Genomic DNA, 25,383 nt, shown 5'->3' with positions numbered 1-25,383 from the left:
CTGGTTGGATGACAAATTCCCCTTCAGCTCCTTTGGCGCGCCTTGGCTCCGGCCTGCGGATCGGCGTGCTGGCGCTCCAAGGCGACTTCCGCGAGCACCTCCGCGCCGTCGAAGCAACCGGAGCCGAAGGTGCAGCAATCCGCCGCCCGAAGGAGCTGGACGGCCTGGACGGGCTGATCATTCCAGGCGGGGAATCCACCGCGATCGACAAGCTCGCCCGCGCCTTCGACCTGGCTGAACCCCTCCGGGAACGCATCGCCGTCGGCCTGCCCGTTTACGGTTCCTGCGCCGGCATGATTCTGCTCGCATCGGACATCGCCGACCCGGCCACTGACCTTTCCGGGGCTCCGCAGCAGACCTTCGGCGGGCTGGACATCACTGTGCGGCGCAACGCCTTCGGCCGGCAGCGCGAGTCTTTCGAAACCGACCTGGACTTCAAGGGACTTGATTTCAGCGCCACGGAGTCCGGCGTTCCTCCTGTCCACGCCGTCTTCATCCGGGGCCCGTGGGTGGAACGCGCAGGCCCCGATGTGGAGATCCTGGCCCAGGTGGAACCGGCGGATCCGGAGCACGCGTCCCACGCAGTCCCGCTGCCGGGGACGGCTAGAATTGTTGCTGTGCGTTCCGGCCACCTGCTGGCCACCTCCTTCCACCCGGAAGTGACTGGGGAAAAACGCGTACACGAACTTTTTATCCGCATGATCAGAGGAGAAGCGTAAAGCATGTCAGGCCACTCCAAATGGGCAACGACCAAGCACAAGAAGGCCATCCTCGACAGCCGCCGTGCAAAGTCGTTCGCCAAACTGATCAAGAACATCGAAGTAGCTGCCCGCATGGGCGGCCCGGACCTCTCCGGCAACCCCGGCCTTGAACTCGCCGTCACCAAGGCCAAGAAGACGTCCGTCCCGGCTGACAACATCGACCGCGCCATCAAGCGCGGCGCCGGGCTCACCGGCGAAGTGGTTGACTACACCGAAATCATGTACGAATGCCGTGGCCCGCAGGGTTCGGCGCTGCTCATCGAGTGCCTGACGGACAACAAAAACCGCGCAGCTTCGGAAGTCCGGTTGGCCATTTCCCGCAACGGCGGCACCATCGCCGACCCCGGCTCGGTCAGCTACCTCTTCAGCCGCAAGGGCGTGGTGTCCCTGCCGAAGAAGGACCTTACGGAGGATGACGTCCTGATGGCTGTCCTCGACGCCGGCGCCGAGGAAGTCAAGGACAACGGCGATTCCTTCGAAATCCACTCGGATCCGAAGGACCTCCAGGCCGTCCGCGATGCCCTCAAGGATGCAGAAATCGAGTACGACACGGACGAGGCCGAGTTTGTCCCGTCCATGGAAGTGCCCCTGGACCTGGACGCCGCCAAGAAGTTCATGAAGCTCGTGGACGCACTGGAGGACCTCGACGACGTCCAGAACGTCTACAGCAACGCTGACCTCAGCGACGAAGTCCAGGCCGCCCTGGAATCCGAGTGACGCCCGGCCTTGCCCGCTGAATCCGGCTTGCCTGAGGCCTGGGTGCCCGCTGAATCCGGTTGCCCGTGACGCTGCGCGTACTGGGGGTTGACCCAGGGCTCACCCGCTGCGGCATCGGCGTGGTGGACGTTGAAAGGAACAGGCGCGCCACCATGGTGGCCGTCGGGGTGGTGGGAACCTCTCCGGAGGAAACCCTGGACCAGCGGCTCCTGGTGATCGCCCTGGCGATCGACGAGTGGCTGGACCGCTACGAACCCCAGGTCCTAGCCGTCGAACGCGTCTTTTCCCAGCTCAATGTAAGCACGGTGATGGGCGTTGCCCAGGCGTCCGGCGTGGTGATTGCCGCCGCCGCCCGCCGCGGGATCCCCGTGGCGCTGCACACGCCGTCGGAAGTTAAAGCTGCCGTCACCGGCAGCGGCAACTCCAACAAGGACGCGGTGACCAAGCTGGTCACCAAGATCCTCCGGCTGGACGCGCCGCCCCGCCCGGCCGACGCCGCAGACGCCTTGGCGCTGGCCATCACCCACGCCTGGCGGGCAGGCAGCGGTGCGGCCGTTGCCACCACCGGGCCCGGGAGTTCTTCGCTGACGCCCGCTCAAAGAGCGTGGGCTGAAGCCGAAGCGAAGGTGCGGCGCGCACGCTGATTGTCCTGGCCGCTTGCTAGGGTATTCGTAAATATGTTCGGATAGCCGGCCCAGCCCCTGGAGCCCGGCAGTACACCAGGAGCCAGGCCCTTGATCAGTTTCCTCCGCGGAACCGTAGCGCACGTTGGACTGTCCACGGCCGTCATTGACCTCAACGGCGCTGGAATGAGCGTCAACGCCACGCCGCAGACCCTCAGCGGGCTCCGCATGGGGGAGGAGGGCCAGCTTTTTACGTCCCTGATTGTCCGGGAGGATTCTCTTACCCTCTTCGGCTTCGCGTCCGACGACGAGCGTGAGGTTTTCGATGTCCTGCTCAGTGTGAGCGGGGTGGGCCCCCGGCTGGCTTTGGCGGTTCTTGCCGTGCATGATCCGGAGGCCATCCGGGTGGCGGCGCACACAGGGGACAATAAAACCTTCACAAAGGTGCCGGGCATCGGCCCTAAAGTGGCCGGCCGCATTGTCCTTGAGCTCGCCGGAAAACTGGTTCCGCACGGCACTGCGGGCGCAGCCAGCGCACCCACTGCTGCGGAAGCTGCCTGGAAGCCGCAGGTAGTCGCCGCCATGACCAGCCTCGGCTGGTCCGAAAAGGACGCTTCAGCAAGTATCGACAAGGCACTTGCCGATGATCCGGAGGCCGCTTTCCGCGGTAATGTCCCGGAGATCCTGAGGACCACCCTTCGCTGGCTGGGCCAGGATGGGGCACGCGCCGGCAACCGCGTAGGCAGCCGTGGCTGAACAGTCAGTGGTGGCGGCGGGGGAGGAGCCGGAGGAGCGGGCCATCGAGGCGGCGCTCCGGCCCAAAAACCTGCATGACTTCGTAGGCCAGCACCGGGTCCGCAAACAGCTGTCACTGGTGCTGCAGGCCTCCCGGATGCGGGGCCGGAGCGCGGACCATGTGCTGTTTTCCGGTCCGCCGGGCCTGGGCAAGACCACGCTGGCCATGATTGTTGCGTCCGAGATGAACGCCCCGCTGCGGATCAGCAGCGGCCCCGCCATCCAGCATGCCGGAGACCTTGCGGCCATCCTCTCCTCCCTGTCGGAGGGCGAAGTCCTGTTCCTGGACGAAATCCACCGCATGTCCCGGCCGGCCGAAGAAATGCTCTACATGGCCATGGAAGACTTTCGCGTGGACATCGTGGTGGGCAAGGGAGCCGGCGCCACGGCCATTCCGCTCGAACTTCCGCCGTTCACCCTCGTGGGGGCGACTACCCGCGCAGGCCTGCTGCCCGGGCCGCTGCGTGACCGCTTCGGCTTCACCGGGCACCTGGAGTTCTATTCCGTTGCCGAGCTCGAACTTGTCCTGCGGCGCTCCGCGGGACTGCTGGACCTCAAGGTCAATTCCGCCGGTTTCAGCGAAATCGCCGGACGTTCACGTGGCACACCCCGTATCGCCAACAGGCTGTTACGGCGGGTACGGGACTGGGCGCTGGTCCACGGCATCGAACAGATCGACGCGCGGGCGGCCTCCGCTGCGCTCGATATGTACGAAGTGGACAAAAAAGGACTGGACCGGCTGGACCGGTCGGTCCTGGAGGCGCTGATTACCAAGTTTGGCGGCGGCCCTGTCGGGCTCTCCACCCTTGCCATTGCTGTCGGGGAAGAAACCGAAACTGTGGAAACCGTTGCCGAACCCTTCCTGGTTCGGGAGGGGCTTCTCGGCCGCACCCCGCGCGGCCGGATCGCCATGGCCCCCGCCTGGACCCACCTTGGCTACGCCATCCCTGCCGGCGTCTTCGGGCAGGAGCCGCTGGACCTCTTCGAAACCGCCGGCAAGGACGCCGACGGCACGGAAGACTGGGCCCCGCAAAGCCAATAACAGGCTCCCTTCAGTTTTTCCCTTTAGACTGGTATGACGCTCGGCACGTTCGGGTCTTTGTTCCCGCAGGCAGCACTACCGGCAGCCCGTGGACGGATGGTGCAAGTTCGCGCCAGGCCACACGTTCAAAGCGGACGGCGCTGTCAATCAGCTCTACGCAAGTACAGAATGGAACTTCCCCGTGTTCGGACATATCACTGCCCAGACCACCACTACGCAGCCCGGCGGCGGCATTGACATCATGTCGATCCTGCTGTTCGCCATGCTCGGCATCTTCATCTTTATGATGTTCCGCCGCAACAAGAAGACCCAGCAGCAGCAGGCGACGCTCCAGTCCCAGTTCGCCCCGGGGGTTGAGGTGATGACCAGCTTTGGCCTGTTCGGCCGCATCGTTGAAATCGACGATGAAGAGAACAAGGTCACGCTGGAACTTTCCCCGGGCAACCTGGCCACCGTGCACCGCCAGGCCGTCACCAAGATCGTGGAGCCCGCAGCAGCGCCGGAAGCCGTTTCCCCCGCCGTGCCGGATGACGCCTCATCCCTCACCGTCCAGGAGACCGGCAGCACCGCCGCAACGGCTGAAACGCCGGACGAGACCCTTAAGCGCCTCAATGATGAGGGCAAGAAGGACAACTAGTCCGGCTGGTTCTTTACAACACCTCTACGGCTGCGGAACGCCGCCGGTGCCAGCGACCAGCATGCACCGGCGGTTCCTCCGTGAATAAGAGAAAGATCAACAATGGCACGAACTGGTTCTAAGAAACCAGGCCTCAGGGTCCTGGTCTGGCTCGGCGTAATCCTCGCCGTGCTGACTGCTGTCCTTGCGGGCGGCACCATGGCCGGCCAAGCGAGCTGGGCGCCCAAGCTGGCGCTCGACCTCGAAGGCGGCACCCAGATGATCCTGGCGCCGAAGGTGGAGGGCGGTTCGGATATCAATGAAGAACAGCTCAACCAGGCTGTGGCGATCATCCGCCAGCGCGTGGACGGCTCCGGCGTGGCTGAAGCAGAGATCAGCACGCAGTCGGGGCGCAACGTGGTGGTCAGCCTTCCCGGTACCCCCTCATCGCAGACGCGCGACCTGATCCAGGCCTCCGCCGACATGAATTTCCGTCCCGTCCTCCTCAACGGAGCGGGCGCCCCCGTGCCGGAGGAGTCCCGGGCCCCTGAGGACCAGCTGCCCAAGCCGGCGGCGGAACCCACCAACGGCAGCGACACCAACTGGATCACGCCGGAGATTTACCGGCAGTTCGAAGCCCTTGACTGTGACAACCCGGCGCAGGATGAGCAGGAACGTTCGGATCCGGCCAAGCCGCTGGTGACCTGTGAGCCTGCTTCCGGGACGAACCCTGCCGTCAAGTACATCCTCGGTCCGGTGGAGGTCAAGGGCAGCAACATCGTCACGTCCTCCTTCCAGCTCCAGCAGGGTGCGCAGGGCGCCGTCACGAACGAGTGGGCCGTCAACATCCAGTTCGACGACGAAGGCACAGCCAAGTTCAAGGAGGTCACCGAACGGCTGAACCAGTTCTATGTGGCTGCCGGCGGTGACACGGGCAACGACCCGAAGGCCCAGTTCGCCATTGTGCTGGATGACCAGGTCATCTCCGCTCCCCGCTCGCTGGCCGTCATTACGGACGGCCGCCCCCAGATCACCGGCGGCTTCACGGAACAGAGTGCCAAGGCCCTCTCGGACCAGCTTCGGTTCGGCGCACTGCCCATCAGCTTCGAGATCCAGAGCGAGCAGCAGATTTCTGCCACCCTCGGTGGCGAACAGCTGCGCATGGGCCTCCTTGCGGGCGTGATCGGGCTGCTGCTGGTGGTGGTGTACTCGCTCTTCCAGTACCGGGCCCTCGGATTCGTGACCATCGCCTCGCTGGTGGTGGCGGGCATCCTGACCTACCTCGCCATCGCCATCCTGGGCTGGACCGAAAACTACCGGTTGTCCCTGGCGGGCGTGGCCGGCATCATCGTCGCCATCGGCCAGACGGCAGACTCCTTCATCGTCTACTTCGAGCGCATCCGCGATGAGCTCCGTGAGGGACGCGGTCTGGTGTCCGCCGTCGAAAACGGCTGGAAGCGGGCCAAGCGAACCGTCCTTGCATCCAAAGCCGTCAACCTTCTTGCGGCCCTGGTCCTGTACTTCGTGGCTGTAGGCAACGTCCGTGGCTTTGCCTTCACGCTGGGGCTCACCGCCATCGCGGACCTCATTGTGGTGTTTATGTTCACGCACCCCACGCTGCAGCTGCTGGCGCGTACGAAGTTCTTTGGTGAGGGCCACCGGTTGTCCGGTCTTGACCCCAAGCGCCTGGGCGCTGTACCGCTCTACCGGGGTGCAGGCCGTATCCGTACCCCCGAAGACAAGCCCGCGGCCGTGGTCCCCGCCAAGAATGCCGGTGCGGCAGCCGAGGCAGAACGCCGGCTGACCATTGCCGAACGCCGTATGGCGCAGAAGCAGGAGCAGCTCGCAGGCTCCTCGAAGTCTGCAGCGAAGGAGACCAAGTAATGCCAAGCTTCGCTAATTTCGGCAACGAGCTCTACACGGGCAAGCGCTCCTACAACTTTGTGGGCGCAAAGAAGATCTGGTTCATCATCGCGGCGGTAGCCGTTGCCCTGTCCATCCTGATTCCGGTGGCCAAGGGCGGGTTCAACCTCGGCATCGAGTTCCGTGGCGGCTCCGAATTCACTGTCTCGAACGTTAAGACCACTGACGCTGCGGTGGGCGAAAAGGCCGTCACCGATGTAGTTGAGGGCAGCGTTCCGCGCGTAGCCAACGTGGCTGGAACCACTATGCGGATCCAGACCGACAAACTCACCGATGACGAGACCCTCCGGATCAAGGAGGGCTTGACCTCGGCCTATGGCGTCACGGACAACGAGGTGACGTCAACCTTTGTGGGTCCGACGTGGGGTGCTGACGTGACCAAGCAGGCACTGATAGGCCTGGTGATCTTTGTGCTCCTGGCCGCGGTGCTGATGGCAGTGTACTTCCGCACCTGGAAGATGTCGCTTTCGGCTATTGCGGGCATGGCGGTCACGATGTTCGTCACCGCCGGGGTTTATGCCCTCAGTGACTTCGAGGTCACCCCGTCCGCCATCATCGGGTTCCTGACTGTCCTGAGCTACTCGCTCTATGACACGGTGGTGGTATTCGACAAGATCCGCGAGAACACTGCGGACGTGGACGCCTCAACCCGGCGTACCTTTGCTGAGGAAGTCAACCTCGCGGTGAACCAGACCTTGGTCCGCTCGATTAACACCATGATGGTTGCAATCCTCCCCGTGGGTGCCATCCTGTTCATCGGCGCGGGTCTGCTGGGCGCGGGAACGCTGCGCGACCTCTCGCTTGCGTTGTTCGTTGGCATCCTCATTGGAACTGCGGCCACGATCTTCATCGCCGCCCCCATGTATGCCTGGCTGCGCCAGAACGAGCCTGACTTGGTGAGGCAGGCCAAGCGCGTGGAGCACCGCCGGGCCGAGTCTTCTTCAAGGTCCGGATCAACAGCGGTGGAGCCGGCCCAGGCCTGAGCTGCTTCCGCGGGCCGGGCAGTGTCAGAACCTTGACACTGCCCGGCCCGTCCTGTTTTAACGGCCGGTTTAAAAAGTCCGCGGCCTGAGGAATAGACTGAAGTAATTAAACGGTGGTAAGGGGTGCTTCATTGGAAGAACGTTCGGCGTCGGTGCCAACGGCACAGGGAGATAAAAGTCCTGCCGGTTTGCAGACCGGAGTGGCCGATTCCGCGCGCTCAAGTTCTTTGGTCCCTGTAGACAACTCCGGATCCCGCCCCACTTTCCCCGGCCGGAGGGAACGCACCCGCTCCAGGCTCGCCCGCCTGACAGGACGCGGCACGGCAAGTTACTCGCCCATCCTCGAGCCACTTCTGAGGACGGTCAGGGCCAACAATCCCAAAGAGGATTTCGACCTGATCCAGCGGGCTTTCGACGTGGCGGAACACAGCCACCGGGGGCAAAAGCGGAAGAGCGGCGATCCCTACATCACCCACCCGGTGGCAGTGGCCACCATCCTCGCGGAACTGGGACTGAGCGGGACCACCTTGGCGGCGGCCCTCCTGCACGACACCGTAGAGGACACTGCCTACACACTTGCCGATCTAAAGCGTGACTTCGGCCCCGAGGTGGCCATGCTGGTTGACGGCGTGACCAAACTCGACAAGGTCAGCTTCGGGGAAGCAGCCCAGTCCGAGACTGTTCGTAAGATGGTCGTGGCCATGGCCAAGGACATCCGTGTGCTGATGATTAAACTGGCGGACCGGCTCCACAACGCACGCACATGGCGCTTTGTCTCCGCCGAATCATCGGCCCGCAAAGCCCGGGAAACGCTGGAAATCTTCGCTCCGTTGGCCCACCGCCTGGGCATGAACACCATCAAGTGGGAACTCGAGGACCTCTCCTTCGCCGCCCTCTATCCGAAGGTGTACGAAGAGATTGTCCGCATGGTGGGGGACAGGACGCCTGAGCGGGAGAAGAGCCTGAGCGTCATCCGTGACCAGATCACCGAGGACCTCCGCACCGCCAAGATCAAGGCAACCATTACCGGCCGCCCCAAGCACTACTACTCGATCTACCAGAAGATGGTTGTCCGCGACAAGGACTTCGACGACATCAACGACCTCATGGGTGTCCGGGTCCTGGTGGACTCCGTCCGGGACTGTTACGCAGCCCTCGGCAGCATGCATTCGCGCTGGAACCCGCTGCCCGGCAGGTTCAAGGACTACATCGCGATGCCCAAGTTCAATATGTACCAGTCGCTGCACACCACGGTCATCGGCCCGGGCGGCAAGCCGGTGGAGATCCAGATCCGGACCCACGAGATGCACCGCCGCGCCGAGTACGGCGTCGCAGCGCACTGGAAGTACAAGGACCAGCCCAACCGCACGGCTGTTGGCCCCGGCAGCCCCCGCGACGGCGACATGGGCTGGCTGCGCTCCCTGGTGGACTGGCAGCAGGAGACCTCCGATCCCGGCGAGTTCCTTGACTCGCTGCGGTTCGAGATCAACGCCCGAGAGGTGTTCGTTTTCACCCCCAAGGGTGAGGTCATGGCCCTGCCGGCCGGGTCCACCCCTGTGGACTTCGCTTACGCCGTGCACACCGAGGTGGGACACCGGACCATCGGCGCCCGGGTGAACGGGAAACTGGTTCCGCTCAACAGCGAACTGAACCACGGCGACTGGGTGGAAATCTTCACGTCCAAGGCCGAAGGCGCCGGACCCAGCCAGGACTGGCAGCACTTCGTCAAGAGCGCCAGGGCCCGCAACAAGATCCGTCAGTGGTTCAGCAAGGAACGCCGCGAAGAGGCGATCGACCGCGGCAAGGAACTGCTGACCCGGGCCATGCGGAAGCAGAATCTTCCGCTGCAGCGCCTGATGACCCACGAGGCCCTCGCCGCGGTGGCCCAGGAATTCAAGTACGTTGACATTTCCGGTCTCTACGCCGGTGTGGGCGACGGGCATACCTCCGCACAGTCGGTCATGGAAAAGCTCGTCGAAAGCCTTGGCGGCAATGAGAGCACCGACGACGACATCACCGAAGTCAGCGTCCCCACCCAGGTCACCAAGGCACGGTTCTCCGATTCGGGCGTTGTGGTCCGGGGTGTCGGTGACGTCTGGGTGAAGCTCGCCCGCTGCTGCACTCCCGTGCCGCCCGATCCCATCCTCGGTTTTGTCACCAGGGGATCGGGCGTGTCAGTGCACCGCACAGACTGCACCAACATCTCGGACCTGAAGGATCAGCCGGACCGGATCGTCGACGTGGACTGGGCTCCGACGCAGTCCAGCGTGTTCCTGGTGGAGATCCAGGTGGAGGCGCTGGACCGCAAATCGCTGCTCTCCGACGTCACGCGCGTGCTGTCCGAAAACCACGTCAACATCCTGGCGGCCAGCGTGCATACCTCCACGGACAGGGTGGCCATCTCAAAGTTCGCCTTTGAGATGGGGGACCCCAAGTACCTGCACCACGTCCTCAGTGCCGTCCGCCGCATTGACGGGGTCTTCGATGTGTACCGCACCACCGGGAACAAGCGGCGGACCTAGCCGGGACAACTTTTCCAATGCGGCTTTTTTGTGGGGAACCCGCGGGCTCGCCTCTATTGCAAGAACCAGCAGGCGCAGGCGCACGTCGTTCTGCGGGCGGGCGAGCAGCCCCTCGAGGGTGGGGATGGCACGATCGGCCTCCACGTGGAGAGCGACGTCGAGTGCAGTCCGGAGGGGACTGGACACCATCAGGCCGCCGAGGCTGACGACGTCGAAGGGGCCAAGCTTCACCTCATGCAGGGTGCAGCCCTTGGTGTTCCGTAAGCTCGATACCCGCCGTTTGGCGTCCACCAGGAGGGCAAGCCGGTCCGGTTCACCCGCGCAGCCGTAGATCCACGCCGCGGTCATGCGGCCTGCAACTACCCGCTGGCGCACAGCCGCGGGCACGGCTCCCGCTGCTGCGCGTGCACGCAGCTGCGGAGAGGCCTTGGCTCCCGGGACTGTATAGCCGTGCTGGTGGAAACGTTCCAGCAGGCCGTCCGAGGCCAGGGACTGCAGCTCCGGTGAGGCGAACGGCATGCCAGGGGCGTACAACTCGGGAAAGCGGGGTGTTGCTTCTCCGCCGTGGACGTTGTCCTTGCCGTGGGCGGCGGAGGGAGGAGGTGAGGGAATCGCCATTTACCCATCCTGCCGCCGCAGCCGTTAACGGGCACAGGCCCGGTCCGGATATGTGGATAACCGGAGCCGGGCCTGCAAAGAGCGGCGGCCTGATAGGGCAGGCGGTAGGCCTAGGACAGTTCGCTGGCCGAGCGCTGGATCTGATCAAGCCAGGCCTGGCGTGCTTCCAGGGCTTCCTGGGCTGCCTTGATCCGGCGCTGGTCGCCGGTTTTCTCGGCCTTGGCGAGATCGTCCTGCAGCCCCGCAATAGCGGATTCGAGCTGGGAGAGGGCGCTGTTGGTGCGTGCCTTCCGCTCGGGGTTGGAGCGCTGCCACTGCTCTTCTTCAGCGTGGCGCACTGCATCCTCTACCTTCCGCAGTCCGGCCTCAATGCGACCCATGTCCGCGCGGGGGACCTTGCCGGCCTCTTCCCAGCGGTCACGAACGGACTGCAGGGCCTTCTTGGCAGCTGCCAGGTCCTTCACCGGGAAGATTGCGTTGGCCTCGGTCAGGAGGGCTTCCTTAACCGTGAGGTTTGCCGCGTACTCCTGGTCGATCTCGTCATTGGCGGCCTGGCGGTTTGTGAAGAAGACGTCCTGGGCGGCGCGGAACCTTGCCCACAGGGCATCGTCGTCCTTGCGGCTGGCACGCGGGGAGGCCTTCCACTGGTCCATGAGGCGGCGGTACTCACCGGCCGCGAAACCCCAGTCAGTGGACGTTGACAGTGCTTCCGCTTCGGTAATCAGCTTCTCCTTGGCGGACTTGGCAGCAGAGTTGTTGCTGTCCAGCTGCGAGAAGTAGGCACGGCGGTGGCGATCGAAAACGGTGCGGGCTGCGCGGAACCGCTTCCACAGGGCGTCCTCGTTGCTGCGGCCCAGGCGGACTCCGCTCTTCTGTGCAGCCTTCCAGCTCTCGAAGAGTTCGTTCATCCTGGAGCTGGAAGTCTTCCACTGCGTCTGGGCCGGATCCTGGCCGGAGATCTGCTCGGCTTCGGCCACAATCGCCTCGCGGGCGGCGAGCTCAGAGGCGCGGACGGCGTCATGCTCAGCCTTCTCTGCCTTTTCCAGTTCAGCGATCTGGGTGGAGAGCTCGTCGAGGCGCGCCTCGGCCGACCGGAGGTCGCCCACCATGTTCCGCTCAGCCAGTTGCTCGCGAAGGTGCGTGACGGTCTTCTGCATGTCGGTGCTCTGAGCCTTGGAGCTCACGCGCTGCTCGAGCAGCACAATCTGGGCCACGACGTCGTCGTATTTCCGGGCGAAATAAGCCAGGGCTTCGTCATCGCTGACGTCCGGGTACTGGCCCACGGGGTGCTCGCCGCCGTCGATGTTCAGGAAGACGTGTCCGTCGCCCTCAACGCGTCCCCATTTCGAGGCTTCCGCCAGGGAGGTGGAGGGGACTGCGGCGACCGGCGCTGCGACAGGTGCGGCCGCAGGTTTGGGGCGGGAGGCGAAGGCGGCGGGGGAGGGCGCCGGGCGGGGAGCCGGAGCCGGGGCGCTGTTTTCGGGAGCGTTCTCCAGGGGAGCTTCCGCTGCCGGAGCGCTGCTCTCGGGTGCGTCCTCCACAGGAGCTTCCGCCGCCGGGGTTGTGGCCGCTTCAGATGCTGCCTCGTCGGAGGCGGGTGCCGCCGTCTCGGTCAGGTCTGTTGCTGTTTCGTCGGATTTCTGACTGTCTGTCACCGCTAAAAGTCTTTCGCTTGAAGGAAAATACTCAGGTCCTGCGCCGCAGCTCCGTGGCCGGGCCTCCTACTTCAGAGAAAACGAGTCTATCGTGACTGGTTCCACAGGTGCGCCGTCCGTGTCGCTGCTGCCCGGCGTAATTCCGGCAGCCGCTATCTTCGACACCACATCGAGGCCGGATGTCACCCTTCCCACCACCGTGTAGCCGCCGGCAGAGTCGGCCGGGATGACAGTATCCTTGTAGACGATGAAGAATTGTTTGCCGTTCCCAAAGGCGTTGTTTCCCGTACGGGCGACGGCGACAGTTCCGGCCGGATAAGAATTGTCAGCGGGGGTGTTCTCCAGGGGTCCCCACGTGTAGGAAGGATCGCCCTGCCCCTCAGGGCCGGAGGCGCCGCACTGCAGCACCCCGAAGGTCTCACCCGTGGTGAGTCGGTGGCACGTTTTCCCGTTGTAGTAGCCCTCGTCGCTGAGGGACTTAAATACAGCGGCGGCCTGCGGGGCGTTCGTCCCGTCAAGCTCCACAGCGAGGGCAGTGCCGTTGAGGACCAGGTCGCCGGTGAAGGTCTTGCCCGCAGCCGATGCGGCAGCCGGGATATTCGGGCCGTTGGTCGCCTGCGCAGTGGGACTTGCAGATGCGGAGGCGGACGGGCTGGTCAGCCCTGCCTCGGCGGCGGCGAACTCCTCCTCGGTCGGGTTCCCGGCAAAAGCGGTGAGCTGGAGTACAACGGCGAGCACCACGGCGGCGGTTCCGGCGCCGGCGGCAATAATGTTGTCGCGCCTGCGCCGCTTATCCTGGTCCCGCCGCAGTTCGCGCTTGGCTTCCATCTGCTGGATGCGACGCTTTGCTTCGCGGGCGCTGCGTGAACTGGCCGCCAAGGGTCCTCCTTATTGTCGGGCTGCTGCACGGCGTGGCGCGAGGCCCCGGGCGCAGTTGTCTGACGGCCGAGCCTGCCGGTCCGCCGCATTAGAGATGCTGGCGGATGACGCATAAACTGACTGCCGCACATAGTTTATGCATGACTGGCTGGACTGCCGCCGTTCCTGGCCCGTTTCGGGATGCCGGGCAAGTCCCAGGCACTTCACCAATGAGGAGAAAATCCACCATGGCACGCACCGCCTCCCTGTCCGGATTCCCCGAGTGGCTTCCCGAGGAGCGGCTGGTGGAGCTGCATGTGCTGGACACGCTGCGCCGGGTATTCGAGCTGCACGGTTTCGGTTCCATCGAGACCCGTGCCGTGGAAACAGTGGGGCAACTGCTGCGCAAGGGTGAAATCGACAAGGAAGTGTACGGTCTCAGCCGCCTCCAGGAGGACGAGAGCGAGAACCTTGTAAAGGGAGGTAAAGCAGATCCCCACGCACTTGCCCTGCACTTTGACCTCACTGTCCCGTTCGCCCGTTACGTGGTGGAGAACGCCGGCTACCTCGCCTTCCCGTTCCGGCGTTACCAAATTCAAAAGGTATGGCGCGGTGAGCGTCCCCAGGAGGGCCGTGCCCGTGAGTTCACACAGGCGGACATTGACGTGGTGGGGGATGGCGACCTGCCTTTCCGGTATGACGTCGAAATCGCGCTGGTGATTGCCGAGGCCCTGAGTGCCCTTCCCATCCCGGACTTCCGCCTGCGGATCAATAACCGCAAGCTGGCGGAGGGCTTCTACCGCGGTATTGGGTTGGAGGACACGGCCGGCGTGCTGCGGAGCATCGACAAACTTGAAAAGGTCGGCCCGGACAAAGTGGCTGACCTGCTGAAGGCCGAACTGGGGGCCACCGACGAGCAGGCGTGGAAAGCCCTGCAGTTGGCTGCGATCCGCACCGAGGACACATCCTTTGTGGCACAGGTTCAGGCGCTGGGCGTCAGCAATGAGCTGTTGGATGAAGGTCTGAACGAGCTGGAGCAGGTCATCGAGGCGGCCGTCCAGCGTGCCCCCGGCAAGGTGGTGGCAGACCTCAGCATCGCCCGCGGCCTGGACTACTACACCGGCACGGTGGTGGAAACTGTTTTGGTGGGCCACGAGCAGCTCGGCTCCATCTGCTCCGGCGGCCGCTACGATGCACTGGCCTCAAAGGGCAACCGGAAGTTCCCGGGGGTGGGCCTTTCCATCGGCGTCACCCGGTTGGTGTCCCGGATCCTCAGCCAGGATCTGGCCAAGGCTTCACGCGCCGTTCCCACCGCCGTGCTGGTTGCCCTCACCTCCGACGACAGCTGGAGTGCGGCACAGGACGTAGCCGCCCAGCTCCGCAGCCGGGGAATTGCCACTGAAGTAGCGGCAAAGGCAGAGAAGTTCGGCAAGCAGATCAAGTTTGCCGATCGCCGCGGCATTCCCTTCGTCTGGTTCACGGACGACGACGGCACCCATCAGGTAAAGGACATCCGCACCGGCGAGCAGGTCGTCGCATTCCCGGAAACCTGGACTCCGCCGTTGGAGGACCTCGCGGTGCAGGTGGCCGCGACGGCCCAAGTGGCCTCGGCGGTGTAGCTACAGCCGTCCCGGGGCACTTTGGCACGGACTCGCCATACTCCTGCCCGGTATCCGCGGTACAGGAGTCCGAAGTGCCCCACCACGGCGGACCCTAGCTGGGCCGCCGGAGCCCTAGCGGCGGAGGCGCAGCACCAGCCAACGCCCCGCCACACCGATGGCCAGGACCGCCGTCATGGTCAGCACGGAGGCCGGGGGAAGCGTGAAGGCCAGCAGCAGACAGGCAACGAAGCCGACCGCGTTCAGCCACTTGGGTGCATACCCCGGGTGCGACTCCAGTGTGTAAGCGGAGGCGTTGGCCACGGCGTAGTAAACGAGCACGCCGAAACTTGAAAAGCCCACCACAGTCATGACGTCGGTGGTTAGCAGAAGCAGGATAACGACGCCGGCCACGGCGACTTCCGCAACATACGGAACGGTGTGCTTTCCCCCCAACCGGGCGAGCGGCCGGGGAAGGTCACGCTCCCGCGCCATCGCAAGGGTGGTGCGGCCCACCCCTGTAATGAGGGCAAGGAGCGCGCCCAGACACGCAGCTGCTGCGCCTGCCTGCACTATCGGCGCGCCGCTCGCCAGCCGCGACTGCAGCACGGCTTCCAGCAACGGCGTCTGCGTAGCCGCCAGCTGTCCGCCCGAAAGGTGGTTGAGCAGCAGCAGCGCCAGGGACAGGTAGATGGCGAAGGCTGCGGCCAGAGCTGCAAGGATGGCCCGCGGAATGGAGCGGGAGGGGTTCTTGACTTCCTCTCCCAGTGTGGCGATGCGGGCGTAGCCGGCGAAAGCGAAAAAGAGCAGGCCGGCAGCAGGCAGCACGCCAGCCGGCCCGCTCGGGGAGGCTTGGGCCAGTCCGGCAGAAGCCGGGTGCGGCCCAAGGATGGCCGCGACGGCGACGAACACCAAGGTGGCCAGTACTACGCACAGCAGGATCCGAGTCAGCAGGGCCGTCCGGGTGATGCCCAGCAGGTTGACGACGGTCAGTGAAACCACCGCAGCAATGGCCACCGGGACTGCAAAGTCACCGGCCACATAAGTGCCAAACGTCAACGCCATCGCCGCGCACGAGGCGGTTTTCCCGGTGACAAAACCCCAACCCGCCAGGAACCCCGGCCACTCTCCGAGCTGTTTGCGGCCATACACGTAGGTTCCGCCGCTGGTGGGATACTTGGCGGCCAGTGCAGCGGACGCCACGGCGTTGCAGTACGCCACCGCCCCGGCAAGGACCACCGAAAGTACCAGCAGATTCCCGGCCAGCGCGGCGGCGGGCGCGAAGACGACGAACACACCGGCGCCCAGCATGGAGCCGAGGCCGATGACGGTGGCATCGAAGGTGCCCAGCCTTCGTTGCAGTTGCTGGTGAGCGCTCATGCGGTGACAGTCCCTTGTCAGCGGGTAAACTCGAACGGAATCGTTCCCCGAACGATCCTATTTAACTTTGCTGTTATCTCCCCGCTGTTACCCCGCAGAAAGGCGTGCTGTGCTGCGCACACATGACCTCGGATCCCTTCGTTCCGAGCACATTGGACAAACCGTAACCCTCGCTGGCTGGGTGGGCCGCCGTCGTGATCACGGTGGTGTGGCCTTCGTTGACCTCCGCGATGCTTCCGGCGTGGCACAGGTTGTGGTCCGCGAGGAAGAAGTTTTCCACGGCCTGCGCAACGAGTATGTCCTGCAGATCACCGGCACCGTCTCCAAGCGGCCGGCGGGCAATGAGAACCCTGCCCTGGCCACCGGCGAGATCGAGGTCATGGCGGACAAGGTGGTCATCCTTAACACCTCTGAGCCGCTTCCGTTCCAGATCGACGAGCACGTTGAAGTGGGCGAGGAAGCACGCCTCAAGCACCGCTACCTGGACCTGCGCCGGCCCGGCCCCGCCCGAAACCTCCGGCTGCGCTCGGAGGCAAACCGCGTGGCCCGTGAACTGCTGCACCAGGATGGCTTCGTAGAGGTTGAAACCCCCACGCTGACCCGTTCGACGCCGGAAGGCGCCCGTGACTTCGTGGTCCCCGCCCGCCTTGCCCCGGGTTCGTGGTACGCCCTGCCGCAGTCCCCGCAACTTTTCAAGCAGCTCCTGCAGGTGGGTGGCTTCGAAAAGTACTACCAGATTGCGCGCTGCTACCGCGATGAGGACTTCCGCGCGGACCGCCAGCCGGAATTCACCCAGCTGGACATCGAAGCCAGCTTCGTGGACCAGGACGACATCATTTCGCTCGGCGAAAGCATCGTTAAGGCCCTGTGGAAGCTGATCGACGTCGAGATCCCGACGCCCATTCAGCGCATCACCTACGCGGACGCCATGGCCCGGTACGGCTCGGACAAGCCCGACCTCCGCTTCGGCGTGGAGCTGACCGAGCTGACAGAGTTCTTCAAGGACACGAACTTCGGCGTCTTCAAGGCTCCTTACGTCGGCGCCGTCGTCATGCCGGGCGGTGCCTCTCAGCCACGCCGCACCCTGGACGGCTGGCAGGAATTCGCCAAGCAGCGCGGCCACAAGGGCCTTGCGTACGTCCTGTTCAAGGAAGACGGGGAGCTCGCCGGTCCTGTCGCCAAAAACCTGACTGACCAGGAGCGCGAAGGCCTGGCGGACGCCGTGGGCGCCAAGCCCGGTGACTGTATCTTCTTCGCGGCCGGCGAGAAGTCCGCGGCCCGTGCCCTCCTCGGCGCTGCCCGCGTCGAAATCGGCCACCGCACCGGACTGATCGACCCCAACGCCTGGGCCTTCTGCTGGGTAGTGGACGCGCCCATGTTTGAACCGGCAGCCGCAGCAGTGGCATCAGGGGATGTGGCCGTTGGCGCCGGCAAGTGGACGGCCGTCCACCACGCTTTCACCTCGCCCAAGCCCGAGTTCCTGGACACGTTCGACCAGGACCCGGAGTCGGCCCTGTCCTACGCGTACGACATCGTCTGCAACGGCAACGAAATCGGCGGCGGTTCCATCCGTATCCACGAGCGCGATGTCCAGGAACGGGTTTTCGAACTGATGGGCCTCGACCGGGAGGACGCCCAAACCAAGTTCGGCTTCCTGCTGGAAGGCTTCAAGTACGGCGCCCCTCCGCACGGCGGCATCGCTTTCGGGTGGGACCGCGTGGTGGCACTGCTGGCAGGTGTTGAGTCCATCCGCGACGTCATTGCGTTCCCGAAGACCGGCAACGGTTATGACCCCTTGACTGCGGCCCCGGCCCCCATCACGCCGCAGCAGCGCAAGGAGGCAGGCGTGGACTTCAAACCGGAAGCCAAGCCCGCCGAAGGCAAGTAAAGCACCACCCGTTTGACCTGAAGGCTCTCCTGGCAAGGAGGGCCTTCAGGTTTATCCGCAGACAGGAGACCCCGTGGTGCACAGCCTTCCGGGTCAGCAGGCCCGCGCCTACGAGACGCTGATGGACGCGGCCTGGTCCGCCGTCGAGCGCCACGACACGGGGGAGTGGGTCCTTCGTGCTGCCGATGGGGTCACGCAGCGGGCCAACTCGGTGTGGCCGCGGGACACCGCGGCGGAACCTCTGGATGCGCTGTGCGGGGCGGTTCAGTGGTACCGGAAGCGGCGGTTGCCCCTGATCTTCCAGATCACGGACACGCCTGCCAACTCCGGCCTGAACGCCTTCCTGGACGAGCAGGGGTTCACCCGCCAGTCGGAGACGCTGATCATGGCCCGGCCGGCCGGGACGGAGCCCGCAGCGGCCGCTGGTAAGACTGAAATCCGGGACCAGCCGGATGAGGAATGGCTGGACCTCTGGTGGGGCGTGGACGGCCGGGGCTGCCAAGCAGGACAGGAAACTGCGCGGACCATCCTGGCGGGGTGCCCTGCCCTTTATGCGCTCATAAGGGACGACGACGGCGGGCCGGCCGCCGTCGGCCGGCTCGCCCTGGTGGACGGTACCGGCGGGATCTACTGCATGGCCACGTCCCCGTCGCACCGGCGGCGCGGGTACGCTTCGCTGGTGCTGCAAGCGCTCCTGTCCGAGGGAACCGCCCGGGGCCTGGACAGCTACTGGTTGCTGGTCACCGCAGCGAATCACCCCGCCCGGCAGCTGTACGGCCAGGCCGGGTTCAAAGAAGCGGGCCGGTACCTCTACCGCCAGCAGCGGCCCCGGCGGGCGCTGACCGGCTGCTGAAAGCGGAACTACGGAGGCGCATCCGTCACCTGGATCCGCACGGCACACGCGTCCGCGGCTGCCTTCTTGAGCACAGCAGCCCTGGGGTCCGGAACGTCAAGGTAGGCCAGCCGCGGGAACTTCGAATAGTCACTCAGTGCCGGGTGTTCAAGGACGAAGCCCGCCAATGCCCTGTCACCACCGGGAACCACGTATTCGAAGGACTCGCTGCTGAACACCCGAAGCGTTTGCTCCGCAACAGTTTCCACCAGTGCGTCCGCCTGGTTGGACCGGCGCCGGGCGAACCGCTGCTGGGACTGGCCGCCCGCTGCCGTCCGGGATTGCACGTAGGTGGAGCCCACTTTCGAAGCCAGCACCAGTCCTTCGCTGGCCACCGCCACGCCATACCCTCCACGCCTGACCAGCAGGAGGCCGAGCCGGCGCGGCTGCGACGTGAGGGAGGCGAGCCTTTCCAGCGCGTCCGCTCCACGGCCCGGCCGGCCGTCGTTGGGCCAGGGGGCCTGGAGGAGTGCTTCGGCGCCGTCGTCCGCCAGGAGGCGCAGGCCGTCGTCGTCATCCCTCACTAAAAATCCGCCGTGCCCCGCCCCGAACCTCTCCACCCAGCCGCGCAGGCGGCTGCCAGGGACGAAGGCGGTGCGGACGGAGGAGGGTCGCTGCCCGCTGACGGGGGTACGTGCGGACATGCCGGGATCCTTCGCTGAACGGCGGCAGCTTCCGCGCGGAAGCCCTGGGTGAACTGGAAGTAGCCTATCTATGTGGAAGATCTCTTCGGGCATGGGCCCGGCAATGATGACGACGACGACGGTCCCGTTGCCGTGGACCGCGCTCCCTCCAGCGCCGGTGCGAAGCAGCGGAGCCCGCTGGCCGTGCGGATGCGGCCGCGTACCCTGGATGAGGTGGTGGGCCAGCAACACTTGCTGGGCCAAGGCTCGCCGCTTCGACAGCTGGCGGCAGGCGCGGACGCAGCCGGACCCGCAGGGCCCACGTCATTAATCCTCTGGGGCCCTCCCGGCACGGGAAAGACCACCCTGGCCCACGTGATTGCCAGGGGTCCGGGCCGGAAGTTCGTGGAACTGTCAGCCATCACCGCCGGGGTCAAGGACGTACGGAGGGTAATGGACGACGCCCTGACCGCCCGTGATTTGTATAAAACCACCACCGTCCTGTTCCTCGACGAGATCCACCGCTTCAACAAAGCCCAGCAGGACGCGCTGCTGCCCGGCGTCGAGAACAGGTGGGTAGTCCTGGTGGCGGCAACCACCGAGAACCCCTCGTTTTCCGTGGTGTCGCCGCTCCTGTCCCGCTCCCTGCTGCTGACCCTCAAGCCATTGACCGACGCTGACATCGAGGGGCTCCTTCAGCGGGCGGTCGTGGACGCCCGCGGGCTTGGCGGCAAGGTGGAGCTGGACGACGAAGCCCTGGCGCACCTCGTCAGGCTTTCCGGCGGCGATGCCCGGCGGGCCCTGACGGCGCTGGAGGCAGCGGCGGGCGTGGCGTTCGGGGATGCGGACGACGCCGGTGAAGGGGCGGTGCAGGTGGCGCTCAAGCACACCGAGCGCGCCCTGGACGTGGCCGCGGTCCGCTACGACCGGGCCGGTGACCAGCACTATGACGTGGCCAGCGCCTTCATCAAGTCCGTCCGCGGGTCCGATGTGGATGCCGCCCTTCACTATCTGGCGCGGATGCTCGAAGCGGGGGAGGACCCGCGCTTCGTGGCCCGCCGGATCGTGATCTCGGCGGCTGAGGATGTGGGCATGGCTGATCCCACCGCCCTGCAGACCGCCGTGGCGGCAGCCCAGGCCGTGCAGCTGATCGGGATGCCCGAGGGGCGGATCGTTCTGGCGGAGGCCGTGGTGCACCTGGCAACGGCGCCCAAGTCCAACGCCGCGTACATGGGCCTCAACAAGGCCGTCGCCGACGTTCGTGCCGGCCTGGGGAACGGCATCCCCGCCCACCTGCGGGACGCACACTACCCGGGTTCCAAGCAGCTGGGCCATGGCCTCGGTTACAAGTACGCCCACGACGCTCCGCACGGCGTAGCAACGCAGCAGTACCCGCCGGATGACCTCGTGGGGAAGGACTATTACCAGCCCACCGGCAACGGCGCGGAGCGGGACATCGCGGTGCGGTTGGAGCGGCTGAGGAAGATCGTCCGGGGCAAGTAAGCACCGTGCTAGGATTGATGTTTGTCTGGCAAGGTCCGGGCGCCCAATCACTGGAACTTATCCGCTTGGTTGTGCCCTGAACCCAGTAGCAAAAGGCAGCGGTTGGCCCATGCTCTCCATGATGGAGGCCAGTAACACTGACACACCGCAGATATTGGAAGGACACAAGTGGCTAACAACACTCGTGCTCGCCGTCAGGCCCGCCTCTCGCGGTCCCTCGGCATCGCTCTGACCCCCAAGGCCGCCAAGTACATGGAGCGCCGCCCGTACGGCCCCGGTGAGCATGGCCGTGCCCGCAAGAAGCAGGACTCCGACTACGCCGTACGTCTGCGCGAAAAGCAGCGCCTGCGCGCCCAGTACGGCATCCGCGAAGCACAGATGACCCGTGCCTTCGAAGAAGCCCGCCGCACCAAGGGCCTGACCGGTGAAAACCTCATCGAACTGCTCGAAATGCGTCTTGACGCCCTGGTCCTGCGTGCCGGCTTCGCCCGCACCATCGCCCAGGCCCGCCAGCTTGTTGTGCACCGCCACATCATGGTTGACGGCGTCCGCGTTGACCGCCCGTCGTTCCGCGTCGGCGAAGGCCAGCTGGTCCACGTCCACACCCGCAGCGAAACCATGGTTCCGCTCCAGGTTGCAGCAGCCGGCGCACACCGCGACGTCCTGCCCACCGTTCCGGCATACCTGGACGTCAAGCTGGAAGCCCTGCAGGCACGCCTGGTCCGCCGCCCCAAGCGCTCCGAGGTCCCCGTGACCTGTGAAGAGCAGCTGGTCGTCGAATTCTACGCACGCTAAATTTCAGCAGCGTATCCAAAGAAGCCCGTGGCAAGCGCCGCGGGCTTCTTTGTATGTAAGGTACTTGGGGGACATCCGCGGAATGCGCTTCACAACGCACCGCCGGGTGGAACGAACCACAGAATTTCTAGGAGATGAACGTCTATGTCTGGTGGCGATATTGCCGGCCTGATCGCTGCCGGAGTATTTGCGCTCCTGGTGCTGCTGCTTGCTGTGCCCATTCTGAAGTTGGGCAAAGTCCTTGACGAGGTCCGCACATCCATCCGGTCCATCAGCGACGGCGCCACACCTCTGATGGACGAGGTTACGGCCACCGTGTCCACCACCAACCAGCAGCTGAAGAAGGTGGACGGCATTTCCTCGAACGTCTCCGACGCGTCAGCAAACCTGTCGGCACTGTCCTCGCTGGTTGCCGCCACCGTTGGCTCGCCGCTCATCAAAGTGGCAGCGTTCAGCTACGGCGTCCGCACCGCGCTGGCCAACCGCAAAAAAACCACCGCCGGCCGCCGCAGCCGCTGAACTTCGGAGAACTTAGAATGAAACGACTTGTCTGGATGGGAATCGGCGTGGCGATCGGAGTCATCGCATTCCGCAAAGTCACCGAAGCGCAGGCCAGCATGCAGTCCACACTTGGCCCGCAGGGCCTTAACCGGGCCGTAGGCCGGCTCGCCGACGGGGTCTACGACTTCGCTGACGCGATCCGTGACGGCATGCGTGAACGGGAAACGGATCTTCGTGCGGCCCTTGGGGTGGAATCCGGAGAACTGGTCGGCCGCTGACCCGGCAACCGGCCGGGCTGCGGCCGGGCCGCGGCTCTAATGAACAGACCGGCAGCAACCGTGCCCACGGAACTGCCAAGCGAACGAACTTCCGCGCATGTGCGTGGACCAAGAAGGGTAAGTAAACAGCTCATGAAGTCGCAGGAGATCACTAAGCGCTGGGTTGACTTTTTTGTCAGCAAGGGCCACACCGCGGTTCCTTCCGCATCGCTGGTCTCCAGCGACCCCTCGCTGCTGTTTACGGTCGCCGGCATGGTTCCGTTCATTCCCTACCTCACGGCACGCGAGGAACCGCCCTACTCCCGCGCCACCAGCGTGCAGAAATGCATCCGCACCGGCGACATCGAGGAAGTGGGCAAGACCGCCCGGCACGGCACCTTCTTCCAAATGTGCGGGAACTTCTCCTTCGGCGACTACTTCAAGGAAGACGCCATCAAGTTCGCCTGGGAACTGCTGACCAAGAGCGTGGACGACGGCGGCTACGGCCTTACGCCTGAACTGCTGTGGGTGACGGTCTACGAAGAGGACGACGAAGCCAAGGAACTCTGGCTGAAGAACACCGGTGTTCCGGCCGAGCGCATCCAGAAAATGGGCAAATCGGACAACTACTGGCACACCGGCCAGCCCGGCCCCGCCGGTCCGTGCTCGGAGATCTACTACGACCGCGGCCCCGCCTACGGCATTGAGGGCGGCCCGCTGGCTGACGAGACCCGGTACATCGAGATCTGGAACCTCGTTTTTATGCAGTACCAGATCGAAAACGTCCGCTCGAAAGAAGACTTTGATGTCGTGGGCGAACTGCCCAAGCGCAACATCGATACCGGCCTTGGCATGGAACGCCTGGCCATGATCCTGCAGGGCGTCGAGAACATGTACGAGACGGACCAGGTCCGTCCCGTCATCGACAAGGCCGCCGCACTCTCGGGCAAGGAATACACGTCAGCTGAAACACCTGACGATCCTCACCACACCGACGACGTGCGCATGCGCGTGGTGGGCGATCATATCCGCTCGGCATTGATGCTAATCTCCGACGGCGTGACCCCCTCCAATGAGGGCCGCGGCTACGTCCTTCGCCGGCTCATCCGCCGTGCAGTGCGGTCCATGCGCCTCCTGGGCGTGGAGCAAGCCTGCCTGCCGGAACTGCTGCCCGCCTCACGGGATGCCATGAAGGGCGTCTACCCGGTGGTGGACACCGACTTTGCCCGCATCAGCCGCATCGCCTACGCCGAAGAAAAGGCGTTCCTGCGCACCATTGCCTCCGGCACCGCTCGGCTTGAGGACGCTGTCAAGGAGTCCAAGGCCGCCAATAAGCCGCTCTCCGGCGCTGACGCTTTCGCCCTGCACGACACCTACGGGTTCCCCATTGACCTCACACTGGAAATGGCCGAGGAGGCCGGGCTCCAGGTGGATGAGGCAGCATTCCGCAACCTCATGCAGGAGCAGCGGAAGCGTGCCCAGGCCGATGCGAAAGGCAAAAAGGGCGGCCACGCCGACCTGAGCGCCTTCCAGGAGATTCTCACCCGGGGCGAGACGGTCTTCACCGGTTACACAGAGCTCGACGGCGAATCCCGCGTCCGCGGCATCCTCACCGGAGGACAGCCGGTACAGCAGGCATCCACGGGCGACGAGATCGAACTCGTGCTCTCCGAGACCCCGTTCTACGCAGAGGCAGGCGGACAGGCCGCGGATACCGGCCTGATCACTGGCGACGGGTTCGTCGTTGAGGTCCTCGATGTCCAGCGTCCGCTCAAGGGCCTGAGCGTCCACAAGGCGATCGTCCGTGAAGGCGAAATCGGCTCCGACTCGCTGGTCCGTGCCGCCGTCGACCGCGAACGCCGCCACGCCGCCGAGCAGGCACACACCGGCACGCACATTGTGCACGCGGCGCTGCACCAGATCCTCGGGCCGGAAGCCACCCAGCGCGGGTCCTACAACAAAGCCGGCTACCTGCGCTTCGACTTCGCCTGGGGCGAGGGCCTGAGCACTGCCACCCGCTCGGAAATCGAAGAGGTCTCCAACCTCGCCATCCGGAGTAACTACTCCGTGGAGACCAAGGTGATGGGATTGGCCGAGGCCAAGGCCCTGGGAGCCATGGCCCTCTTCGGCGAGAACTACGGCAGCGAAGTGCGCGTCGTGGAGATCGACGGCGCCTGGTCCCGTGAGCTGTGTGGCGGAACGCACGTGGCCAACACCTCGCTGATCGGCAGCCTCTCGCTCCTGGGCGAGCAGTCAGTCGGCTCCGGAAACCGCCGCGTTGAGGCGTTCGTGGGCATGGACGCCTTCCGCCACCTCGCCGCCGAGCGTGCCCTGGTGACCGAACTGACCGACCTGCTCAAGGTCCCGTCCGGCCAGCTGGCCGACAGGATCGCCGCGACGCTGGCGAAGCTCAAGGCTACGGAGAAGGAGCTGGACAGGCTCCGCAAGGAACAGCTGGCTGCTTCCGCCGCCCAGCTCGTCAACAGCGCCAAGGACGCCTCCGGGGTCAGCGTTATTGCCCACGATGCCGGGCAGGTCAGCGGCGCGGACGACCTCCGCGGGCTGGCGCTGGACCTGCGCAACCGTCTGGGCTCCACCGCCGCTGCCGTGGCTGTTGCGGGCGTCGCGAACGAACGTCCCATGATCCTGGTGGCCACGAATGAAGCCGCTCGGGAATCCGGTGTCAAGGCAGGTGCCCTGGTACGGCTGGCCGCCGGGATCCTCGGTGGCGGCGGTGGCGGCAAGGACGACGTTGCCCAGGGCGGCGGAACGGACGCCGGCAAGGTGACTCCTGCTTTGGCAGCCGTCGTGGACGCCATTTCCGGGCGATAAA

General features: G+C 65.1%; 22 protein-coding genes. 17 read left to right on the top strand and 5 right to left on the bottom strand.

The annotated features are described in order from the left end of the window. Positions 1 to 8 precede the first annotated feature (8 nt). The 9 genes from pdxT to CXQ88_RS12915 all read left to right on the top strand — a co-directional run bounded on the left by pdxT (position 9) and on the right by CXQ88_RS12915 (position 9,982). On the top strand, positions 9 to 719 hold the full coding sequence (gene pdxT / locus CXQ88_RS12955) for a pyridoxal 5'-phosphate synthase glutaminase subunit PdxT (RefSeq protein WP_104044565.1): 711 nt from the start codon (positions 9 to 11) through the stop codon (positions 717 to 719). Between the two features lie 3 nt (positions 720 to 722). Next, the gene (locus CXQ88_RS12950; protein WP_104044564.1) at positions 723 to 1,478 is read left to right on the top strand and encodes a YebC/PmpR family DNA-binding transcriptional regulator; all 756 of its coding nucleotides are present in this window, start codon (positions 723 to 725) and stop codon (positions 1,476 to 1,478) included. A gap of 65 nt (positions 1,479 to 1,543) precedes the next feature. Beyond that, positions 1,544 to 2,122: a crossover junction endodeoxyribonuclease RuvC gene (ruvC, locus tag CXQ88_RS12945; RefSeq protein WP_104044563.1), complete on the top strand. Its 579-nt coding sequence runs from the start codon at positions 1,544 to 1,546 to the stop codon at positions 2,120 to 2,122. Positions 2,123 to 2,212: 90 nt separating this feature from the next. Then, positions 2,213 to 2,857: a Holliday junction branch migration protein RuvA gene (ruvA, locus tag CXQ88_RS12940; RefSeq protein WP_104044562.1), complete on the top strand. Its 645-nt coding sequence runs from the start codon at positions 2,213 to 2,215 to the stop codon at positions 2,855 to 2,857. Beyond that, positions 2,850 to 3,938, top strand: a complete 1,089-nt coding sequence (gene ruvB / locus CXQ88_RS12935; protein ID WP_104044561.1) for a Holliday junction branch migration DNA helicase RuvB — start codon at positions 2,850 to 2,852, stop codon at positions 3,936 to 3,938. The genes ruvA and ruvB overlap by 8 nt, the downstream gene beginning before the upstream one ends. 241 nt (positions 3,939 to 4,179) lie before the next feature. Beyond that, positions 4,180 to 4,575: a preprotein translocase subunit YajC gene (gene yajC / locus CXQ88_RS12930; RefSeq protein WP_104044612.1), complete on the top strand. Its 396-nt coding sequence runs from the start codon at positions 4,180 to 4,182 to the stop codon at positions 4,573 to 4,575. A gap of 102 nt (positions 4,576 to 4,677) precedes the next feature. Beyond that, positions 4,678 to 6,438 (top strand): protein translocase subunit SecD, encoded by a 1,761-nt coding sequence (gene secD, locus CXQ88_RS12925; protein ID WP_104044560.1) that lies wholly within the window; start codon positions 4,678 to 4,680, stop codon positions 6,436 to 6,438. After that, a complete protein-coding gene (secF, locus tag CXQ88_RS12920; RefSeq protein WP_104044559.1) occupies positions 6,438 to 7,460 on the top strand; it encodes a protein translocase subunit SecF in 1,023 nt (340 codons plus the stop codon). The genes secD and secF overlap by 1 nt, the downstream gene beginning before the upstream one ends. A gap of 131 nt (positions 7,461 to 7,591) precedes the next feature. Further along, entirely contained in the window at positions 7,592 to 9,982 is a 2,391-nt protein-coding gene (locus tag CXQ88_RS12915) for a RelA/SpoT family protein (protein ID WP_104044558.1), read from the top strand. Here the strand turns inward: CXQ88_RS12915 and CXQ88_RS12910 are convergent. The 3 genes from CXQ88_RS12910 to CXQ88_RS12900 form a co-directional block, all read right to left on the bottom strand. Further along, entirely contained in the window at positions 9,863 to 10,600 is a 738-nt protein-coding gene (locus CXQ88_RS12910; RefSeq protein WP_181037508.1) for a type IV toxin-antitoxin system AbiEi family antitoxin, read from the bottom strand. The two genes, CXQ88_RS12915 and CXQ88_RS12910, sit on opposite strands and share 120 nt — an antisense overlap. 110 nt (positions 10,601 to 10,710) lie before the next feature. Next, positions 10,711 to 12,255 (bottom strand): DUF349 domain-containing protein, encoded by a 1,545-nt coding sequence (locus tag CXQ88_RS12905; protein WP_104044557.1) that lies wholly within the window; start codon positions 12,253 to 12,255, stop codon positions 10,711 to 10,713. 66 nt (positions 12,256 to 12,321) lie between these two features. Further along, complete coding sequence (locus CXQ88_RS12900) at positions 12,322 to 13,134, bottom strand: peptidylprolyl isomerase (RefSeq protein WP_104044556.1); 813 nt, start codon at positions 13,132 to 13,134, stop codon at positions 12,322 to 12,324. A 227-nt stretch (positions 13,135 to 13,361) separates the two neighbouring features. On the opposite strand from CXQ88_RS12900, the gene hisS reads away from it, so the two are divergent. Beyond that, entirely contained in the window at positions 13,362 to 14,732 is a 1,371-nt protein-coding gene (gene hisS, locus CXQ88_RS12895; RefSeq protein WP_104044555.1) for a histidine--tRNA ligase, read from the top strand. 114 nt (positions 14,733 to 14,846) lie between these two features. Here the strand turns inward: hisS and CXQ88_RS12890 are convergent, their stop codons facing one another. Then, positions 14,847 to 16,091 (bottom strand): APC family permease, encoded by a 1,245-nt coding sequence (locus tag CXQ88_RS12890; RefSeq protein WP_104044554.1) that lies wholly within the window; start codon positions 16,089 to 16,091, stop codon positions 14,847 to 14,849. Positions 16,092 to 16,200: 109 nt separating this feature from the next. Here CXQ88_RS12890 and aspS point away from each other — a divergent pair, with 109 nt between their 5' ends. Then, positions 16,201 to 17,979 carry an aspartate--tRNA ligase gene (gene aspS / locus CXQ88_RS12885; RefSeq protein ID WP_104044553.1) on the top strand — a complete coding sequence of 593 codons (1,779 nt, stop codon included), beginning with the start codon at positions 16,201 to 16,203 and terminating at the stop codon, positions 17,977 to 17,979. Positions 17,980 to 18,052: 73 nt separating this feature from the next. Then, on the top strand, positions 18,053 to 18,832 hold the full coding sequence (locus tag CXQ88_RS12880; RefSeq protein WP_441296482.1) for a GNAT family N-acetyltransferase: 780 nt from the start codon (positions 18,053 to 18,055) through the stop codon (positions 18,830 to 18,832). Positions 18,833 to 18,840: 8 nt separating this feature from the next. Here CXQ88_RS12880 and CXQ88_RS12875 read toward each other — a convergent pair whose 3' ends face one another. After that, positions 18,841 to 19,515: an acVLRF1 family peptidyl-tRNA hydrolase gene (locus CXQ88_RS12875; RefSeq protein WP_104044552.1), complete on the bottom strand. Its 675-nt coding sequence runs from the start codon at positions 19,513 to 19,515 to the stop codon at positions 18,841 to 18,843. Positions 19,516 to 19,587: 72 nt separating this feature from the next. Here CXQ88_RS12875 and CXQ88_RS12870 point away from each other — a divergent pair, with 72 nt between their 5' ends. The 5 genes from CXQ88_RS12870 to alaS all read left to right on the top strand — a co-directional run bounded on the left by CXQ88_RS12870 (position 19,588) and on the right by alaS (position 25,382). Next, complete coding sequence (locus tag CXQ88_RS12870; RefSeq protein WP_104044551.1) at positions 19,588 to 20,997, top strand: replication-associated recombination protein A; 1,410 nt, start codon at positions 19,588 to 19,590, stop codon at positions 20,995 to 20,997. A 168-nt stretch (positions 20,998 to 21,165) separates the two neighbouring features. After that, on the top strand, positions 21,166 to 21,792 hold the full coding sequence (rpsD, locus tag CXQ88_RS12865; protein ID WP_104044550.1) for a 30S ribosomal protein S4: 627 nt from the start codon (positions 21,166 to 21,168) through the stop codon (positions 21,790 to 21,792). 144 nt (positions 21,793 to 21,936) lie between these two features. Beyond that, a complete protein-coding gene (locus CXQ88_RS12860; protein ID WP_104044549.1) occupies positions 21,937 to 22,311 on the top strand; it encodes a DUF948 domain-containing protein in 375 nt (124 codons plus the stop codon). A gap of 17 nt (positions 22,312 to 22,328) precedes the next feature. Further along, positions 22,329 to 22,571 (top strand): hypothetical protein, encoded by a 243-nt coding sequence (locus CXQ88_RS12855; RefSeq protein ID WP_258061854.1) that lies wholly within the window; start codon positions 22,329 to 22,331, stop codon positions 22,569 to 22,571. A 132-nt stretch (positions 22,572 to 22,703) separates the two neighbouring features. Next, positions 22,704 to 25,382 carry an alanine--tRNA ligase gene (alaS, locus tag CXQ88_RS12850; protein WP_104044547.1) on the top strand — a complete coding sequence of 893 codons (2,679 nt, stop codon included), beginning with the start codon at positions 22,704 to 22,706 and terminating at the stop codon, positions 25,380 to 25,382. Position 25,383: the final 1 nt, after the last annotated feature.

The sequence above is a fragment of the Arthrobacter sp. ZGTC412 genome (genome assembly GCF_002929215.1).
Classification (GTDB): Bacteria; Actinomycetota; Actinomycetes; order Actinomycetales; family Micrococcaceae; genus Arthrobacter.
This window is presented reverse-complemented; position numbering and strand designations above follow the sequence as displayed.

Excerpts from the sequence above, each read along its gene's own strand:
- CXQ88_RS12855 (WP_258061854.1), top strand. The coding sequence starts at position 22,329 with ATGAAACGACTTGTCTGGATGGGAATCGGCGTGGCGATCGGAGTCATC.
- hisS (WP_104044555.1), top strand. The coding sequence starts at position 13,362 with ATGGCACGCACCGCCTCCCTGTCCGGATTCCCCGAGTGGCTTCCCGAG.
- CXQ88_RS12890 (WP_104044554.1), bottom strand. The coding sequence starts at position 16,091 with ATGAGCGCTCACCAGCAACTGCAACGAAGGCTGGGCACCTTCGATGCC.
- CXQ88_RS12910 (WP_181037508.1), bottom strand. The coding sequence starts at position 10,600 with ATGGCGATTCCCTCACCTCCTCCCTCCGCCGCCCACGGCAAGGACAAC.
- secF (WP_104044559.1), top strand. The coding sequence starts at position 6,438 with ATGCCAAGCTTCGCTAATTTCGGCAACGAGCTCTACACGGGCAAGCGC.
- alaS (WP_104044547.1), top strand. The coding sequence starts at position 22,704 with ATGAAGTCGCAGGAGATCACTAAGCGCTGGGTTGACTTTTTTGTCAGC.
- CXQ88_RS12950 (WP_104044564.1), top strand. The coding sequence starts at position 723 with ATGTCAGGCCACTCCAAATGGGCAACGACCAAGCACAAGAAGGCCATC.
- pdxT (WP_104044565.1), top strand. The coding sequence starts at position 9 with ATGACAAATTCCCCTTCAGCTCCTTTGGCGCGCCTTGGCTCCGGCCTG.
- yajC (WP_104044612.1), top strand. The coding sequence starts at position 4,180 with ATGTCGATCCTGCTGTTCGCCATGCTCGGCATCTTCATCTTTATGATG.
- CXQ88_RS12875 (WP_104044552.1), bottom strand. The coding sequence starts at position 19,515 with ATGTCCGCACGTACCCCCGTCAGCGGGCAGCGACCCTCCTCCGTCCGC.
- secD (WP_104044560.1), top strand. The coding sequence starts at position 4,678 with ATGGCACGAACTGGTTCTAAGAAACCAGGCCTCAGGGTCCTGGTCTGG.
- CXQ88_RS12860 (WP_104044549.1), top strand. The coding sequence starts at position 21,937 with ATGTCTGGTGGCGATATTGCCGGCCTGATCGCTGCCGGAGTATTTGCG.